Annotated in this window: 13 protein-coding genes; 2 read left to right on the top strand and 11 right to left on the bottom strand. The window is 40.5% G+C overall.

Annotated features, from left to right (window positions below; genetic code table 11):
• Positions 1-24 precede the first annotated feature (24 nt).
• Positions 25-261: a hypothetical protein gene (locus PNIG_RS03260; protein ID WP_011327299.1), complete on the top strand. Its 237-nt coding sequence runs from the start codon at positions 25-27 to the stop codon at positions 259-261.
• Between the two features lie 77 nt (positions 262-338).
• Here PNIG_RS03260 and PNIG_RS03255 read toward each other — a convergent pair whose 3' ends face one another.
• The 11 genes from PNIG_RS03255 to PNIG_RS03205 form a co-directional block, all read right to left on the bottom strand.
• A complete protein-coding gene (locus PNIG_RS03255) occupies positions 339-1,307 on the bottom strand; it encodes a PstS family phosphate ABC transporter substrate-binding protein (RefSeq protein WP_011327298.1) in 969 nt (322 codons plus the stop codon).
• A 90-nt stretch (positions 1,308-1,397) separates the two neighbouring features.
• Positions 1,398-2,729 carry a phosphate regulon sensor histidine kinase PhoR gene (phoR, locus tag PNIG_RS03250; protein WP_089367798.1) on the bottom strand — a complete coding sequence of 444 codons (1,332 nt, stop codon included), beginning with the start codon at positions 2,727-2,729 and terminating at the stop codon, positions 1,398-1,400.
• Positions 2,730-2,783: 54 nt separating this feature from the next.
• Positions 2,784-3,473: a phosphate regulon transcriptional regulator PhoB gene (gene phoB, locus PNIG_RS03245; RefSeq protein WP_011327296.1), complete on the bottom strand. Its 690-nt coding sequence runs from the start codon at positions 3,471-3,473 to the stop codon at positions 2,784-2,786.
• 560 nt (positions 3,474-4,033) lie between these two features.
• Positions 4,034-5,098, bottom strand: coding sequence for a class II fructose-bisphosphate aldolase (gene fba, locus PNIG_RS03240; RefSeq protein ID WP_011327295.1), 1,065 nt, complete (start codon positions 5,096-5,098; stop codon positions 4,034-4,036).
• 208 nt (positions 5,099-5,306) lie between these two features.
• Entirely contained in the window at positions 5,307-6,482 is a 1,176-nt protein-coding gene (locus PNIG_RS03235; protein WP_011327294.1) for a phosphoglycerate kinase, read from the bottom strand.
• A gap of 43 nt (positions 6,483-6,525) precedes the next feature.
• On the bottom strand, positions 6,526-7,557 hold the full coding sequence (gene epd / locus PNIG_RS03230; RefSeq protein WP_089367797.1) for an erythrose-4-phosphate dehydrogenase: 1,032 nt from the start codon (positions 7,555-7,557) through the stop codon (positions 6,526-6,528).
• A 285-nt stretch (positions 7,558-7,842) separates the two neighbouring features.
• Positions 7,843-8,940 carry a transporter substrate-binding domain-containing protein gene (locus PNIG_RS03225; RefSeq protein ID WP_115121833.1) on the bottom strand — a complete coding sequence of 366 codons (1,098 nt, stop codon included), beginning with the start codon at positions 8,938-8,940 and terminating at the stop codon, positions 7,843-7,845.
• A 266-nt stretch (positions 8,941-9,206) separates the two neighbouring features.
• On the bottom strand, positions 9,207-9,830 hold the full coding sequence (locus PNIG_RS03220) for a 3'-5' exonuclease (RefSeq protein WP_089367796.1): 624 nt from the start codon (positions 9,828-9,830) through the stop codon (positions 9,207-9,209).
• A gap of 47 nt (positions 9,831-9,877) precedes the next feature.
• Positions 9,878-11,716, bottom strand: coding sequence for a putative nucleotidyltransferase substrate binding domain-containing protein (locus PNIG_RS03215; protein ID WP_089367795.1), 1,839 nt, complete (start codon positions 11,714-11,716; stop codon positions 9,878-9,880).
• Positions 11,717-11,831: 115 nt separating this feature from the next.
• Positions 11,832-13,556 carry a sodium:solute symporter family protein gene (locus PNIG_RS03210; RefSeq protein WP_089367794.1) on the bottom strand — a complete coding sequence of 575 codons (1,725 nt, stop codon included), beginning with the start codon at positions 13,554-13,556 and terminating at the stop codon, positions 11,832-11,834.
• Positions 13,557-13,566: 10 nt separating this feature from the next.
• A complete protein-coding gene (locus tag PNIG_RS03205) occupies positions 13,567-13,830 on the bottom strand; it encodes a DUF4212 domain-containing protein (protein WP_011327286.1) in 264 nt (87 codons plus the stop codon).
• A gap of 402 nt (positions 13,831-14,232) precedes the next feature.
• On the opposite strand from PNIG_RS03205, the gene PNIG_RS03200 reads away from it, so the two are divergent.
• Entirely contained in the window at positions 14,233-17,673 is a 3,441-nt protein-coding gene (locus PNIG_RS03200) for a PAS domain-containing hybrid sensor histidine kinase/response regulator (protein ID WP_089367793.1), read from the top strand.
• The last annotated feature ends 28 nt before the right edge of the window (positions 17,674-17,701 follow it).

The following is a 17,701-nucleotide window of genomic DNA, read 5'->3' as shown; positions in this document are numbered from 1 at the left end:
CGCGACTTTCATTTAAGGATAAGCATGCATACTTTAATAAAAATGAGCGCAGTAGCCCTTACATTTATGCTATTAGCAGGTTGTCAGAATAACGCTGGAAATCCAGAGTTAAATCAATGTGCACAACAAAACTATCAATGCGAAAGTAGTTGTGAGCAACAATCAACTGGCGAAGGTTTAAAGCAGCAAGTATGCTCAGCTAAGTGTGTTGAGAGCTATAATCAGTGTAAAGCACAAGCCGAAAACTTAGGTAACATATAAGTATTAGGCTTGTACCTGAACAGTAAATATAAAAAACCGCTCAATGAGCGGTTTTTTATTGCGTATAATTTAGTGACTTAATTTAAGCCTAACTTTTTAAGCTCAACTTCAGCCAATTTGGCTGAAAGCGGTACATAACCGTCTTTTTCTACAATTTTCTGCCCATCTTTCGACAATACCATTTTTAAAAATTCAGCTTCAATTGGTGCTAATGGTTTATTCGGGTGCTTGTTCACGTAAAGGTATAAAAAGCGCGACAGCGGATACTTACCTTGTGCTACATTTTCAAGCGTTGCATCAACAAAGTGGCTGCCTTTTTTGGCCAGTGGAACTGTGCGTACACCAGAGGTTTTATAGCCAATTCCTGAGTAGCCAATCGCGTTCAATGAAGATGAAATAGACTGCACTACAGATGCTGAACCCGGTTGCTCATTTACGTTATTACGAAAGTCGCCTTTACACAGTGCTTTCTTTTTAAAGTAACCATAAGTGCCTGATACCGAGTTACGCCCATACAATTGAATATCTTTGGCAGCCCATTCTCCAGTTAAACCTACGTCACTCCAGCGGTTAACTTGCTGCGTTGCACCGCACTTACGAGTAGATGAAAAAATAGCATCTATTTCATCAATACGTAGCCCTTCTATAGGGTTGTCTTTGTGTACAAATACCGCAAGTGCATCGATGGCAACCCGTACTTCTGTGGGTTTATAACCATGGCGTTTTTCGAATGCTTCAACTTCTTTTGATTTCATTTTACGGCTCATTGGCCCTAAATTTGCTGTGCCTTCGGTTAATGCCGGTGGCGCAGTTGATGAGCCAGCTGCTTGTATTTGAATATTTATATTTGGATAAATACGTTTATATTCTTCAGCCCAAAATGTCATCATGTTCGCTAATGTGTCTGAACCTACCGATGAAAAATTCCCTGAAACACCACTAATTTTTTGATACTCAGGTAGTGCGTTATCCAAAGCGACTGCTTGTGCAGATACAAACGTTGTAACAGCCACACCCATTGCGGCAACTAAGTTTTTAAATTTCATGTGGGGTTCTCCAATTTGTTCGTCCCATTTTTTAACTGTGTTCACTGTAAATTGTGTAGATGACAGTGATATTACCCTTAAATGACACTTTTATGACTTGCCACTTGTTTGTACTGTGCTGCTCATAGGTACTATTTTATTACTTGAAAAATCAAAAGAAAAACACGAACCTTGACCCAAAACACTACTAATATTTAACTGGCTATTGTGGCGAGTTAATACGTGTTTGGTAATTGCGAGCCCAAGGCCTGAACCACCTGTAGTGCGACTGCGCGCTTTATCTACCCGGTAAAAGCGCTCCGTTAAACGATTTATATGCTCAGGCGCAATACCATCACCATTATCGGTTACGCTAAAGCAAGCTCGATCGTTTTGACGCTGCCAACATATTGTTATTTTTCCGCCTGGTTTAGTGTAATGAATGGCGTTAAAAACTAAATTAGAGAATGCACTGCGCAGTTCATCTGCTGATCCGCTAATATCTAAGGAAGTATCAATATTAAAAATAAGCTGATGCTTTTTTTGCTGATTAATTGAGTTAGCTTCTGTTTGAATATAGTTAAGTAGTAAGGGTACATTAACCGCTTTATCGTTATTTTGCTTACGCGCACCTTCTATACGTGATAGTGATAGCAGCTGAGTAACTAAACTGTCCATGCGTTTGCATTGCTCAAGCATAGTATTTTGGGCTTTATTCCACATTGCGGGCGGTGGCATCATGTCGCTATCCATCATCTCAAGATAGCCTGTAACCACCGTGAGCGGGGTTCGCAGTTCATGCGACACATTGGCAACAAAGTCTTTGCGCATTTGTTCTAGTTGCTTTAAGCGGGTTACATCGCGTACTACTACCATTAACTGTGTGCTGGCATAGGGCATAACTCTAAACTCAAGTATTTGCTCTATGTTATGACCACTTTCAAGCTCCAGTGGCTCGGTAAATTGGCCGCGGTGCATATACTTAGCAAATTTAGGTTCACGAATTAAGTTATCCAGACGCTGCCCTTGATCTGTAGGCCACTGCAAGCCTAATACTTTTAATGCCAGTTGATTACACCAATAAATGGTTAAATCATTTTGCAGCACTATCACCGCATCAGGAATGGCTTCAGCACCATCACGAAAGCGATGAATTAATGCCGATAGTTCATTACGCTTTTTACGATTACGATGCTGCAGCTGATAAATACCTTCGAATACCTGCTCCCATGCGCCCTCTCCTTCGGGCGGGTTAAAGCTTTGTTGATTAAGCAACCAATCACTTAAACGATAAAGTTGGTAGTAGTGCCAAATAAGTAGCGAAAATGAGCCTAAAAATAACAACAAAAATGGGGCACCTACTAACAGCCCTATTAGCAGTAAAGGTATAAAATAGATAAACAGCCGTTTAACTAAGGTGCGTTTATTAATAACTCTATACATACACTGTTACCTTAAAGTCGCTATCCATTGGTACTTAGTTAAGCTGCAAGTACATTATAATTTACTTGAAAAGCGATAACCTGCTCCGCGTACCGTTTGCACTAAGCGGTCATGCCCTAAGGGTGAAATAGCTTTACGTAAGCGGCGAATATGTACATCAACCGTACGGTCTTCAACGTATACGTTAGTACCCCAAACTTGATCAAGTAATTGCTCACGGCTATATACGCGCTCGGTGTGGGTCATAAAAAAGTGTAGTAATCTAAATTCGGTAGGCCCCATATCAAGCTCACTGCCACCTGAGGTAACGCGGTGCGAAATAGGATCAAGGCGCAGGCCATGTACGTCAATTGCTTCTTCTAATGAGGTGGGCGACACACGACGTATAACCGCTTTAATGCGGGCCATGAGTTCTTTGGGCGAAAATGGCTTAGTAACATAGTCATCGGCACCTACTTCTAGGCCGCGTACTTTGTCTTCTTCTTCGCCACGAGCGGTGAGCATAATAATGGGAATAGCGCGCGTGTATTCATTTTGTTTAAACTTTTTAGCAATTTGAATTCCACTACCCCCAGGTAACATCCAATCGAGTAATACCATATCTGGGTATGGCTCTACCATTGCCGCAATAGCAGAGTCGTAATCTTCTGCTTCAATTGCCTGAAATCCATTTTGTTCTAAAACAAAAACCAACATTTCTCTGATCGGTGCTTCATCATCAACGACTAATACTTTACGTGACATTCCATTTATCTCTTAGCTATCGAATTTGTTTTCATTATTATGACTAAGTATGACACTTTTATGAAAACCTAGCGCGTAAGTTAATATAACAGTAAAAAAACACAAAATAGTGACAAAATAAATATTTACACGCAATTATAGCGATAAAGCAAAGCGTATAGCAGGATCATTATTTTACTAACATTGTGTGTTAAAGCAGCCAACTTTGCTCAGTTAAATAGCATACGCTAACCTAGTAATACAATTATGATCTGCATTGTGATGATCTTAAATTAAAAGATCAGAGTTTTATTAAGCAGATCCGTTTTGGGATCACTATTATACCCAGTGAAATAGCTAAGCTGATGATTGTTTGTACTATTCTTTTATTTAATAATGAATTTAAGCGCCAACTAGGGCTAAAATACCGGTTTACTTAGTAAAGTAATGATCTCAAACTGATCACGTTAGTAATTCAGTGATCCTAATTACCTGCTGTTAGTAAGATATTGATCCCTAAACGGCATAAAAAAAGCCAGTGACAATGCAACTGGCTTTAGTAAAAAGTCTAAAATGATCAATTATTTAATGCGTGGGTCTAACTCGCCGCTTAAATACTTAAGATGCATTTCATCTAATGAAATTGGTTTAATTTTGCTAGCTTGGCCTGCTGTACCAAACGACTCATAACGCGAAATACAAATATCGGTCATGGCTTGAGTTGCTGCCGCTAAAAATTTACGCGGATCGAAGTTTGCCGGATTAAGCGCCAAATGGCGACGCACCGCACCGGTAGATGCTAAACGTAAGTCTGTATCAATATTAACTTTACGTACGCCAAACTTAATCCCTTCAATAATTTGCTCTACTGGCACACCGTAAGTTTCTGGAATTTCGCCACCGTACTGATTAATTATTTCTAACCATTCTTGTGGAACCGATGATGAGCCATGCATTACTAAGTGAGTATTTGGAATACGTGCATGAATTGCTTTAATACGATCAATCGCTAAAATATCATCCGTTGGTGGACGAGTAAATTTATACGCACCGTGCGATGTACCACAAGCAATTGCCAGCGCATCAACATGGGTTTTATTTACAAAGTCAGCCGCTTCTTCTGGATTAGTTAGCATTTGCTCAGTGGTTAATTTACCCTCTGCGCCAATACCATCTTCTTCGCCTGCTTCACCTGTTTCAAGCGAACCTAAAACACCCAGTTCGCCTTCAACAGAAACACCACACGCATGTGCCATTTCTACAGTTTTACGGGTTACTTCTACGTTATATTCGTAGCTTGAAGGTGTTTTACCATCGCTCAATAATGAGCCGTCCATCATTACTGATGAAAACCCAAGTTGAATTGAACGCTGACATACACCCGGTGATGTACCGTGATCTTGATGCATAACCACTGGAATATGTGGCCACTCTTCAACCGCTGCTAAAATCATATGACGAATAAATGGGGCACCAGCATAAGCACGTGCGCCTGCAGAACCTTGCACAATTACAGGGCTATTGGTTTTGTCAGCCGCTTCCATTATTGCGCGCATTTGCTCTTGGTTGTTAACGTTAAAAGCAGGTACGCCATAACCATGCTCAGCGGCATGATCCAGAAGTTGTCGCATACTGATTAAAGCCATTGGGTTTTCTCCAATTTTTTGATAGCAGTTCTCTGCCATCTAGTTTGAACGGATGTGTTAGTTTGGCGCAATCACTGCGCCACGAATTAGTACTGATAAACAGTAACTAACGCGTAAAAATCAATTATTAAATTAGGGTGAGAGGTATTTAATAATTAATTATTGCGGATGAAGTAACCTCCATCCGCTTACGCCTAAATAAAATAAATTACTTAGCGCGCGATTCTAGCATTTCAACTGCTGGTAGCTTTTTGCCTTCTAAAAACTCTAAAAACGCACCACCACCAGTAGAAATATACGATATTTTATCGCTAATGCCGTACTTATCAATTGCCGCTAAGGTGTCGCCACCGCCTGCAATCGAAAACGCATTTGAATTAGCAATAGCTTGGGCAATAGCACGAGTACCGTTACCAAATTGGTCAAACTCAAACACGCCAACAGGGCCATTCCATACTACAGTACCTGCATTAGCAATTATTTTTGCCAGCTTGTTTGCTGTATCTGGGCCAATATCAAAAATCATATCGTCGCTGGTAACTTCACTTACATCTTTAAGTGTTGCTACTGCTGAGTCTGAAAACTCATTACCTACAACAACATCAGTCGGTACTGGAATTTCACCATTGTTAGCAACAGCCGCTGCGCATAAGCGATTCGCTTCATCCATTAAATCAGCTTCGTAAAGCGATTTACCAACAGGATAACCCGCCGCCGCAATAAAGGTATTAGCAATACCGCCACCGGTTACTAGCTGATCAACAATTTTTGATAGTGAATCAAGCACTGTTAATTTAGTAGACACTTTTGAACCACCCACAATCGCCACTAATGGGCGAGCTGGGTTATCAAGTGCTTTGCCAAGAGCTTCAAGCTCTGCCGATAATAATGGCCCTGCACACGCAACATCTGCAAATAATCCTACACCATGGGTAGAGGCTTGTGCGCGATGCGCCGTACCAAATGCATCCATTACGTAAACATCACATAATGCTGCAAGTTGTTTAGATAGCGCCTCGTCGTTATTTTTTTCGCCTTTGTTAAAGCGTACGTTCTCAAATACCACCACTTCGTTATCAGCAAGTTCAACACCGTTTAGGTAGTCTTTTTCTAAACGTACTGTTTGCTCTAGGGCATCGTTTAAGTAATTAACGACAGGAGCAAGAGAAAACTCTTCGTCATATTCCCCTTCCGTAGGGCGGCCAAGGTGTGACATAACCATTACTTTTGCGCCTTTTTCAAGGGCTAACTTAATTGTTGGTAGCGCCGCACGAATACGCGCATCTGACGTCACTTTACCTGCTTTAACGGGTACATTTAAATCTTCACGAATTAATACACGCTTGCCGTTTAAATCTAAATCTGCCATTTTTATGACCGACATGAACATCTCCTTAGTTAACGATACTAAACCCAATAAAAGGCGGTTATTTTATATTAGTTATTTTTTCTAACGCGACCATTGCACGCGCAGTGTCGAGCATTCGATTAGCAAAACCCCACTCGTTATCGCACCAAACTAGTAACTTTATCAGTCGTTTATGACTAACTCGTGTTTGGGTACCATCTATAATACAAGAATGTGGATCATGATTAAAATCAATCGATACTAGTGGCTCTGCGGTGTAACTTAAAATGCCTTCAAGGCGATCTTTAGCTTGTGCTTTAAGCGCGTTATTTACTGCATTTAAATCTACATCGGTATTAACCGTTACACTTAAATCCATAGCCGTTACGTTAATAGTAGGCACGCGTACAGCAATGGCTTCAAAGCGGCCTTTAAATTTAGGTAAAATACGGTCTATACCGCGGGCTAGTTTTGTATCAACTGGAATAATAGATTGGCTGGCTGCGCGTGTACGGCGTAAATCGTGGTGGTAGGCATCAATTACCGGCTGATCGTTCATCGAGGCATGTATTGTGGTAATAGCACCCGATTCAATACCAAATGCATCATCTAACACTTTAATAACCGGCACTACACAGTTAGTAGTACACGAACCATTAGAGACGATAGTGTGCTCTGGTTTTAGCTCATCGTCGTTAATACCATAAACAATAGTGGCATCAACATCGTTATCAGCTGGATGCGAAAACAACACTTTTTTAGCGCCTGCGGTTAAATGTAGCTGTGCATGTTCGCGCGAGTGATAAACCCCAGTACATTCAAGTACTACGTCTACACCTAAGGTTTTCCAAGGTAATTCCGCCGGATTTGGCTCACAGAAAAGAGCAATAGCATCGCCTGCTACGCTAATGGTGTCCTCACCAAGCTTTACAGGAAAAGAGAAACGACCATGAGAGGTGTCGTATTTTAATAAGTGAGCAATAGCTTCAGGGTCAGCAAGTTCGTTAATCGCAACAATTTTTATCTCGTTGCTCAAACCTGATTCGTATAACGCGCGGACAATATTTCGACCAATACGACCAAAACCATTAATTGCAAGTTTGATTGCCATGAAATATAAAATCCACTCTTTTGCGTGCAGATAAAGGCAATATGCCTTTTAGATGGCGGTATTGTAATCGACCTTGAGCTTTATTATAAGAGGGAGCGATTAGAAACTTTAAATAAATGATAAGTTAAAAATTAAATATTAACTTATAAGCTGCTAGAGGCTCGGCTATATAAGGTAATAACCTTAGCTATAGCCGAAGCAGTTAAATTTTATGTAGTGTTACTCTAATTAATAGCTACACCCTAGCAGCTAAAACTTAATTATTACCATAGCCATTTATTAAAGTTATTTATCACCTAAATACTCTGCCATTATTTGTTCAATTTTTTGATCTTCTGCAAGCCTTAATAAAACTAAGTTAACGTCGTTAACTAGTTTACTGTCGGCTCTAAATGCGAAGCCGTAACCTTGCTTATAATACTCCGCACTTGGAATATGAATATTCTCTGCTTTATGTTTATTTTTATAAAACAACAATTGTGGACGGTCAAAAACAACGCCATCAACACTTTTATCTTTTAGTCTTTCCATGGCTTGGCTTAGGTTATTTACCAATACTTTTTGGCCTTGATGTTCTTCAATAAAGCCTATAGCTGGCGAGCCTGCTGATGCTGCAATTTTTTTACCTGGAAATTGTTCAACTTGTGTAATAGTAGAACTGCTAAAGCTTGATACGGTAAGAGTACTGGCAATACCTGCAATCATTGATGTAGCAAAAATTAATGAAATAATCATCCAACAACCAGCTACAACTCGGCCTTTTAAGCTCACCGGTGCCATGTCGCCATAACCTGTTGTACTCATAGTCACTATGGCTAGCCACATACCGTTAGCTATCCCTCTTTTTGGATCTGCAGGAAACTGCTCTGGAGAATGTTTGCGCTCAGCAAGCCAAAAGAGCAGCCCAACAATGGCTAGTAAAGATAAAAATATGGCAACAGCAATTAGTAATTGCATGCTAAAAAAGGGTTTTATTTTACCCCAAATACTGGCATTTTCATCGCGCGAGGCAATAGTAAGACTCGATTGGTAATAAGGCTGAGAAAACAGAAACTTTTCCACTCGCTCCGAGGTAATACTAATCGGCCCAGCAAGTAAATCAACTTCGCCTTGCTGCAAAGCGGTAAGTGCCTCATCAACCGTAGTAAAATATTTATATTGGTATTCCCAATTTTTTTTATCGGCTATATTTTCCCAAATTGTAAGTGAAATCCCCTCTAGTGAATTATTTTGGGGATTGTGTATAACAAAGGGAGCATCCCCCGCTACACCAACGGTCAAACCTGTCTCTGGCAAAGCACTTTGAGCATGCACCGATAAGGTTAAAATTGCCATAAGGCTTAAAGCGCCTACACGTAATGAATTTAATATTTTTGTTAGCATAAAAACTCAATTGTTTGGGGTGATGTGAATAGCTTATAAGCTCACAAACATACTAATAGAATATGTATAAGGTTACGAAAGTGTAAAATAGTTTCAAGCTAAGGTCAAAAATAGCTTGATTTAGCGCTTAATTTTCAGATGGTAGCCTTAGCTTTCAGATAAAAATAAAAGCCAAGTACGGTGTTTAAAATGCATAAACACTATTTATTAAAGAGGTTAAGAGTGCATAAAGTAGTGATTTAAATCGTAGCAAATAAAGCTAGCAACTAAGCAAGCTCCCTCACTTTTAATCCTCTGCCGCTACTTATTTGATGGCACTGCGCCAAAAATAACTCTGCTGTGGCTTGTGCGTCGGTAAGTGCGTGATGACAATGATAACTAGGCAGTTCGTAGCGATTACGACATTCGTTTAACGTTAAATCATCTTGCTTTATTTCGACGCCTTGATGTTGCAGGCGCTTTTTTTCTATTTGTAAGGTGCAGAGTATTAGTTTTGGCCGCGTAGTAATATTGGCATTTTTAAGCGCTGGTTTTAAAAAACCCCAGTCGAGCATGGCATTATGAAACACTAAAATACAGTCATTAAAGTGCTCACTAAGGTGCTCTAAAATACTATGTAAACTTTGCCCTGCAGCTACATTATCATTATTAATGCCGTGATAAACTGGGCTTTGTGCCAAGTTTTTAACCTCTTTATTAATTAAATGCTGCGACTGACTCATTTTTATACATTGATTTTCTATAACCACCCAAGCTAGCGACACTATTTCGTGCTGCTTAGCGTCAAGCCCTGTTAGCTCTAAGTCAATCACTAGGTAGCGCTGCTTTAAAGCAGCATGTGCCAGTAGCTGTCGCCTTTTAAAATAACGGGTAATTAAGCGCTTAACCATAATGTTTATTACTCGCTTTGTGCGCCGCTTTTTTATAAGCAGCCATGCTATAAGCTACCACGGGCAAATTTAAACACAGCGGCTTGCTGCGCTTGTTTTACCAGATAAAATGCTTCTTTTAGTTGGTGGCGCTCTAAAGAGTTTAATTGGTCGGGGTTAATACAATTACTGGGCAGCCCTTCTTGATTTATTTGCGTGCTTAATCGCAGCTGGGTTAAAAAACGCCAGCAATCTTTTAGGTTATAAATATCTTCTTTGCTGAGTAAAGTGTGTTTTAACAATGCGTCTAAACGCTCTTGGGTATTGGCACGGCGAATCCCCGCTCTTAATGCATATAAACGCACTATGTCGTTAATTATTACTACGCCACGTTTTTTTAAGTCGATATATTTATAGTTTTTTTCTGTTTTTTCGGTTTTAAAATTATTAAACAAGCCTATAGGCACGCTGTTTGAGTCAATGTCGTTGGCCATGGCGGCGTAAAATAATTCGTTGCGTGACATGTGCGTAAGTTGCTCATAAAACTTACTATAAAGTGTGTGTGAGCCTTCGATAAAGCGTAAATCAAAAAATATTTTACAGTTGAGCATGGCTTGAGGGGTTGGGCTGCTTATCCATTTAAAAAAGCGCTCGCGCCAGTCACTAATACTCATTCGGCACAACTCGCTACTGGCCATTATATTGCCAGGGCAACGTCTAATGCCGCACTCTACTAAGTTTTCGCAAACATATTCCCCCATGCCTTTAAAGTAGGCTAACTCATCGTCATTTAAACCATCGGGTAATAATAAGCCATTATCTTGATCTGAATGTAGAGTTTGTTCTTCACGGGCTTGGGAGCCAAAACAAATAAAACTAAAACTACTTGGTGCTACTCCATGTTCTTGTTGATACAAATAAATTAGCCGCGAGGTGAGTGCATCGGTTAGGCCACTGAGTAATTTGCCAATTAGCGATATGTCGTCAATATTGTACGAAAAGCCGCGTAGCAACTCTGGGATCTCTTTGGCGTAGCGTTTTAAATCGACAATAGCGCGCGCTTTATAAATACGACCTATAAGTTGTACCGGGTCGCTTTTTTGCTGGCGTAATAAATCGGTACTGGTGATCATTCCCAAAGGTTTGTGGTTTTCGTCAAGTACTGGAATATGATGAATATTATGTTTAAGCATTAGGTGCAGCGCTGAAAAAACCCGGTTATTTTCAAAAATAAACTTGGGTTTTGCTGTCATTATGCTGCTTACGCTTTGCTGTGGATCAACTTCATCTGCCAGTACCCGATTACGTAAGTCGCGGTCGGTTACTACCCCAACTAAGTGCGCATCTTGGGTGATCATAATAGATGACACACCATACTCTTGCATTTGTTTTGCCGCGTGGCGAATACTCGAATCTGGCGTTAAAGTAATGGCTTTTCGGGTCATTAATTCCGATATTTTTCTCTCCGACCAGCTTTCAGTTTTACTTTTATAATGTGATGAGAGTAAGCGGTTTGCATGAGCGCGAACAAAATATTGCTCAAACGGTTTATATTCACGGCGCAAATAATCAAACGGCTCCTGAGGCAGCATATACACTATGCCCTCTTTTTGTACTTCCAACCTGTTTTGCATCGCCTCACCGGTTAATAACGATGGAAAACCAAAATAATCACCTTGTGCTAAACGCGTAACTATATCGCCTTTACTATCCACTAAATCGTATAAGCCTGAGCGAATTAAAAATAACTTAGGATGCTCACTTTGCAGCCATTGTGCTTGGTTTTCACGGTTGAGGTAAGCAATATCAAGGTGCTTTACAAAATAACTGCAAGCACTCGCCTCAAGCATGCTAAACGGGGCCTGCATAGTTACAAATTGGGTTATATCTTGCTGCTCTGCACTCATAGTTACGCTCGTTAAGTGATTTATATAAGGTTTAATGTAATCATTTATTAAACAAATAAAAAGCCCGACTTAAGTCGGGCTTTTGGTACTTTTATTGCCTGTTAAGCAAATAGATTTAGTGATCGTGAGCTTCACTAGATCCTTTAGGATTACGAATACCTTCAACCAACTGCTGAATTTCCAGTGGTGTCGGTTTAGTAAATTTAAGTACTATTGCAGCAACTGCAAAGTTAATTATCATACCTACTAAGCCAATACCTTCAGGCGAAATACCTAAAAACCAATGCTCGGCACTATTAAGCTCTGGGCTAACAAACTTAAAGTAAATAATATAACCGGCGGTAAAACTAATACCCGTTACCATGCCAGCAATTGCGCCTTCTCTGTTCATTGCTTTAGAGAATATACCCATAATAATAGCTGGGAAGAAACTCGCTGCCGCTAAGCCGAAGGCAAATGCGACCACCGATGCCACAAACCCTGGCGGGTTAATCCCAAAGTAGGCGGATATAACAATAGCGACCATGGCAGCTAACCTCGCTGCGAGTAACTCTTGCTTATCGCTAATATTGGGCTTAAGGGTTCGCTTGAGTAAATCGTGCGATACGGAGGTAGAAATAACTAACAGTAAACCTGCGGTTGTTGATAATGCTGCTGCAATACCACCGGCAGCAACTAGGGCAATAACCCATGCTGGTAAGTTAGCAATTTCAGGATTAGCAAGTACCATAATATCGCGGTCAACATCTACTTCATTAGCACTGTTTGGATCGTCAATGCTGCCTGAAGTGTAAAACATTTTGCCATCACCATTTTTATCATTAAAGGTAATTAAGCCGGTACGTTCCCAGTTTTTGATCCACGTTGGTGCTTGTGCATACTCTGTACCGCTACCATCTTTACCGTTAATAGTATCAACCATGTTTACGCGAGCAAATGCAGCAACTGCTGGTGCTGTAGTATAAACAATAGCAATAAACACTAAGGTCCATGCCGCTGATATACGCGTATCTTTAACGCGAGGTACAGTGAAAAAGCGAACAATTACATGTGGTAAACCTGCAGTACCCACCATTAATGCACCGGTAATAGCAAATACATCAATCATACTCTTAGAGCCTTCGGTATACTGAGAAAAGCCCAATTGCGAACTTATGCCATCTAGCTTATCAAGCACATAAGCACCTTCTCCGCCAATCAGTGTGGCACCAAAACCAGTTTGTGGCAGGAAGTGACCTGTCATCATCATAGAGATAAAAATGGCCGGTACTAAGTAAGCAAATACCAGCACACAATACTGTGCAACCTGCGTATAAGTAATACCTTTCATACCACCTAAAACAGCATAAAAGAATACAATAACCATACCTATGTATACACCGGTTTCAATTTCTACTTCTAAAAAGCGAGAAAAAACCACGCCTACACCACGCATTTGCCCTGCAATGTAGGTAAAACAAATGAATATGGCACAAAAAATAGCAACTAAACGTGCGGTACGTGAGTAGTAACGGTCGCCAATAAAGTCTGGCACAGTAAACTTGCCGAATTTACGTAAGTAAGGCGCTAAACACATGGCAAGTAATACATAACCACCTGTCCACCCCATTAAGTAAACGCCGCCGTCGTAACCCGCAAACGAAATAATACCCGCCATTGAAATAAACGACGCCGCGCTCATCCAATCGGCAGCGGTTGCCATACCATTAGCTAAAGGAGGTACGCCGCCGCCCGCTACATAAAACTCTTTAGTTGAACCCGCTCGGGCCCAAATTGCAATGCCGATATAAAGCGCGAAGCTTAAACCAACAATTAAAAACGTGAGTGTTTGAACATCCATTGCTTAGCTCCTATTCGTCTACGCCATATTTTTTATCTAACGTATTCATTTTGACTACGTACACAAAAATCAAAGCCACAAAGGTATAAATTGAACCTTGCTGGGAGAACCAGAAGCCAAGTTTAAACCCAAAAAAACGTACTTCATTAAGTACATCAACCAGTAATATGCCAAAACCAAATGACACGACAAACCACACTGCTAATAATTTAAATAACAGTGAAATATTTTCCGCCCAATAAGCTTTTGCTTGTTCTTCATCTTTAAAAGCCATTTTTATTTTCCCCTTTAAGCATCACTAAAAAGTAATGAGTGGTTTATTTTTCATCTACCAATTTAGCAACGCAATGCAAATATTGAATTGCGACCATAGTCGTAACAGCCTGTTAACCTTTTGGCGAAAAACCAGTGTTTAGCTGATATTAAAATTAAAAAGCATTATTTTTCAGCTATTTAAAACTTTATTCAGATCCCACCAGTTAACATTTTGATAAAATTTAGATTGCATGCGACATTAGTCTTATACTGTATTGCTATAATTTAATGTTTATAAATAGCAATTAAAAACAACAGCTTAAACTTATAAATAAATATCGCACCCACACTTAATTCAAGCTCTGGTATTGTGTATAGTCCATGCTAGTTGAGTGCATATTCAAAAAGGTTTAATAAATACATGACTGCCGTACTAATTTTTGTTGCTTTGAGCTATATAGGAGTGCTGTTTTGGCTCGCAAGTTGGGGCGATAAAACCACGCCTTTGGCTAAGCGTATTAGTCATCATCCTTTTGTGTATGCATTTTCACTGGGCATTTATTGTACATCTTGGACCTACTACGGCTCGGTAGGAACTGCAGCCACAAGCAGTTGGAGTTTTTTGCCAATATTACTAGGCCCCGCATTATTATTTTTTTTCGGCCAAGGCTTTTTACGTAAATTAGTTTTAGTGAGTAAAAAGCAAAATATTACCACCATTGCCGACTTTATTTCTGCCCGTTATGGCAAGCGCCAAACCACCGCTATTATGGTGACTTTAATCGCGCTATTAGCGACTATTCCGTATATTGCGCTGCAATTAAAAGCGCTCAGTTCGAGCTTTTTACTGCTACAAACAAGTAATAAAATATCTGGAGATATAGTCGCCCTGTCGGCAACCTTAATTATGGCGTTATTTGCGATATTTTTTGGCACTCGAAAAGTTGATGTCACTGAATATCGTTCAGGGCTAATGCTTGCTGTAGCGTTTGAATCTCTCATAAAATTAATTGCACTCATGGCGGTGGCTGGGCTGGCTGTGTATTCTTTATTTAACTTACCTGAGTCTTATGCTAATCAAGTAGACGAGCCTTTGTGGACACACTGGGCCGACTTTGACTTTTTTAGTTTTAACTTTATTGGCCAGTCATTAATGGCTGCGGCGGCTATTATTTGCCTACCGCGTCAGTTTCATGTGACCGTGGTCGACAATCAAGACAAGCGTCATTTATTTACCGCGCGCTGGGCGTTTCCACTGTACTTATTACTTACCGCAGCAATGATTTTTCCAATAGCAACTGCCGCTATTCACCCAGAAATAGGCCGTAGCTTTTCACCCGACAGCTTTGTTTTAGCCCTGCCAATGCTGCACTATAATGCCTTTTTAACCACCTTCGTTTTTATTGGTGGCTTGTCGGCTGCCACTGCTATGATAGTGGTAGCAACACTCACTTTAAGTACTATGATTTCAAACGATGTAGTACTGCCCCTAATACTGCGTCGCAAATTTAAACGCAACTTAATAACCACCAGCTATAGATCGAGAATACTATTAGTACGACGCTTTGCTATTGCCGGTATTTTAACCTTGGCTTATTTTTATCAGCATTGGTTTGGTCACGGAAGTGCATTAGCGAGCATGGGCTTGGTGGCATTTTCGTTAGTAACCCAATTATTACCCGCTATTGTAGGTGGTTTATATTGGCGAAAAGGCCATGCTTATGGCGTTTATGCGGGCTTACTTGCAGGCTTTATATGCTGGGTGCTGTTTTTAATGCTGCCTATTTTAGATGCTGGCAACACGCTAAATAACGAGCTACAACAAACCCTTATGACCCGCGGCACGCTGATTGCGTTATTTGCTAACATAGGTTGTTATATTAGCTTTTCGTTAGGGGCTGAGGAGCGATTAATTGATAAAATTCAGGCTGCTGCATTTGTTAACCCAAAAGATCAGACTATTTTATCAAAGCGTTTAAATAAAGATGTTAAAGCCACGGTATACGACTTTAAAATACTGCTACAGACCTTTTTAGGTATTCAGCGCAGCCAGCAAGTATTAGCCAATTATGCCCTAGCCCATCATTTAAGTGACAACAACGCGCACCCCAAACCTGAGTTTATTGCTTATTGCGAACGTGCGTTAACCGGTGTACTTGGTGCATCGTCGGCTCAGGCATTAGTGCACACTGTATCGTCTGGTAAGCGCATGGCATTTGAAGAAGTGGTTAACTTTTTTGATGAAACCACCCAAGCACTGCAATTTAACCAAAACTTATTGTTTACCTCGCTTGAAAACTTAAGCCATGGTCTTTCTGTGGTCGACAAAGATTTAAAACTTGTTGCTTGGAATAAACGCTATAGCGAAATGTTTAATTACCCTGAAGGCTTTTTAGAAGTGAGCCAACCGGTAGAAGACATAATACGTTATAACGCAGAGCGTGGTGAATGTGGTCCAGGCGAAATAGAACGCCATGTAGATAAGCGGGTTCGTCATTTAAAAAATGGCACCTCGCATCATTTTATTCGCCACCGCCGCAACGGCCAAGTGTACGAAATGATAGGTAACCCTTTGCCTGATGGCGGCTTTGTTACCAGCTTTTCAGACATAACAACACATATTAATACTCAAAATGCGCTGGAAGAAATTAATATCGATTTAGAAAACCGCATTGAGGCGCGTACTCAAGAAGTACAAACCATTAATAAAGACCTTCAAGCGCAAATAGATAGCCGAGTCCAAACTGAGCAGGCGCTAACTTTAGCCAAACGTGAGGCCGAAAAAGCCAACGACAGTAAAACCCGCTTTTTAGCACTGGCGAGCCACGATATTTTACAGCCATTAAATGCCGCGCGCTTATACCTTGCCGCCATTGACGAAAAGCAGCTCAATAGCACTAATCAAAATAATCTTGATAAACTAGGAGACAGCCTAGACTCTACCGTGCATTTAATGTCGGCTCTGCTCGAAATAGCCAAGTTAGAACAAGGCGCAATGGCGCCTACACCACGCCACTTTTGTATTGACGATATTTTGCAACCGCTTAAAAGCGAGTCGAGTATTTTACTCAGTGTAAAAGGGTTATCGTTCAAAGTGCTTTCTAACCAACAAATAGTGCACAGCGATATTACTTATTTACGACGCATTATCCAAAACCTGCTCTCTAATGCAATTAAGTACACACAAAGCGGTAAAGTTTTAATTGCCTGTAGAAACCGTAAACATAGCCTGCGCATAGAAGTATGGGATACAGGACAAGGGATCAGTGAAGCAGAGCAAGCTAAAATTTTTAATGACTTCTACCGGGTTGAGGCTGGCGACAATAAAGGCATAGGCTTAGGTCTAGGAGTAGTAAAAAGAATGGCTGACTTACTCAGCTTACCGCTTGATGTATGCTCAGTGCCTAATAAAGGCAGCCGCTTTAGTATTGAAGTACCTTATGGTGATGCAAAATTTGTACAGCATAAAAATATTGCTAATAGTGTAATGGAAAACCGCGCCGCCATTAATATTGTTGCCGTTGACGACGATCCTGCCAATCTAGCTGCCATGGCAAGCTTACTCAACAAATGGCAAGCCAATTACACCTTATTTGATAACGTTGAACAGGTGCTTGCGCACGCTAATGAGCACAGCGCACCCGATGTGATTTTAATGGATTACCAGTTAGGTAATGATTGCGACGGCATAACACTTATAAAAACCCTGAGAGATATTTGGCAACACCAAGTCCCTGCTATCTTAATAACAGCGGTGCGCGATGAAGAGCTTAAACAGGAAACTAAAGCGGCTAATATTCATTATCTAAGTAAGCCTATTAAACCGGGCAAACTAAAAGCGCTGCTAAATCACAGTACTTAAAAATTATACCCAGCCTGTTAGTAATAGC

The organism is Pseudoalteromonas nigrifaciens (genome assembly GCF_002221505.1).
In the GTDB taxonomy this organism is placed as follows: domain Bacteria; phylum Pseudomonadota; class Gammaproteobacteria; order Enterobacterales; family Alteromonadaceae; genus Pseudoalteromonas; species Pseudoalteromonas nigrifaciens.
This window is presented reverse-complemented; position numbering and strand designations above follow the sequence as displayed.

Excerpts from the sequence above, each read along its gene's own strand:
- PNIG_RS03260 (WP_011327299.1), top strand. The coding sequence starts at position 25 with ATGCATACTTTAATAAAAATGAGCGCAGTAGCCCTTACATTTATGCTA.
- PNIG_RS03255 (WP_011327298.1), bottom strand. The coding sequence starts at position 1,307 with ATGAAATTTAAAAACTTAGTTGCCGCAATGGGTGTGGCTGTTACAACG.
- phoR (WP_089367798.1), bottom strand. The coding sequence starts at position 2,729 with ATGTATAGAGTTATTAATAAACGCACCTTAGTTAAACGGCTGTTTATC.
- phoB (WP_011327296.1), bottom strand. The coding sequence starts at position 3,473 with ATGTCACGTAAAGTATTAGTCGTTGATGATGAAGCACCGATCAGAGAA.
- fba (WP_011327295.1), bottom strand. The coding sequence starts at position 5,098 with ATGGCTTTAATCAGTATGCGACAACTTCTGGATCATGCCGCTGAGCAT.
- PNIG_RS03235 (WP_011327294.1), bottom strand. The coding sequence starts at position 6,482 with ATGTCGGTCATAAAAATGGCAGATTTAGATTTAAACGGCAAGCGTGTA.
- epd (WP_089367797.1), bottom strand. The coding sequence starts at position 7,557 with ATGGCAATCAAACTTGCAATTAATGGTTTTGGTCGTATTGGTCGAAAT.
- PNIG_RS03225 (WP_115121833.1), bottom strand. The coding sequence starts at position 8,940 with ATGCTAACAAAAATATTAAATTCATTACGTGTAGGCGCTTTAAGCCTT.
- PNIG_RS03220 (WP_089367796.1), bottom strand. The coding sequence starts at position 9,830 with ATGGTTAAGCGCTTAATTACCCGTTATTTTAAAAGGCGACAGCTACTG.
- PNIG_RS03215 (WP_089367795.1), bottom strand. The coding sequence starts at position 11,716 with ATGAGTGCAGAGCAGCAAGATATAACCCAATTTGTAACTATGCAGGCC.
- PNIG_RS03210 (WP_089367794.1), bottom strand. The coding sequence starts at position 13,556 with ATGGATGTTCAAACACTCACGTTTTTAATTGTTGGTTTAAGCTTCGCG.
- PNIG_RS03205 (WP_011327286.1), bottom strand. The coding sequence starts at position 13,830 with ATGGCTTTTAAAGATGAAGAACAAGCAAAAGCTTATTGGGCGGAAAAT.
- PNIG_RS03200 (WP_089367793.1), top strand. The coding sequence starts at position 14,233 with ATGACTGCCGTACTAATTTTTGTTGCTTTGAGCTATATAGGAGTGCTG.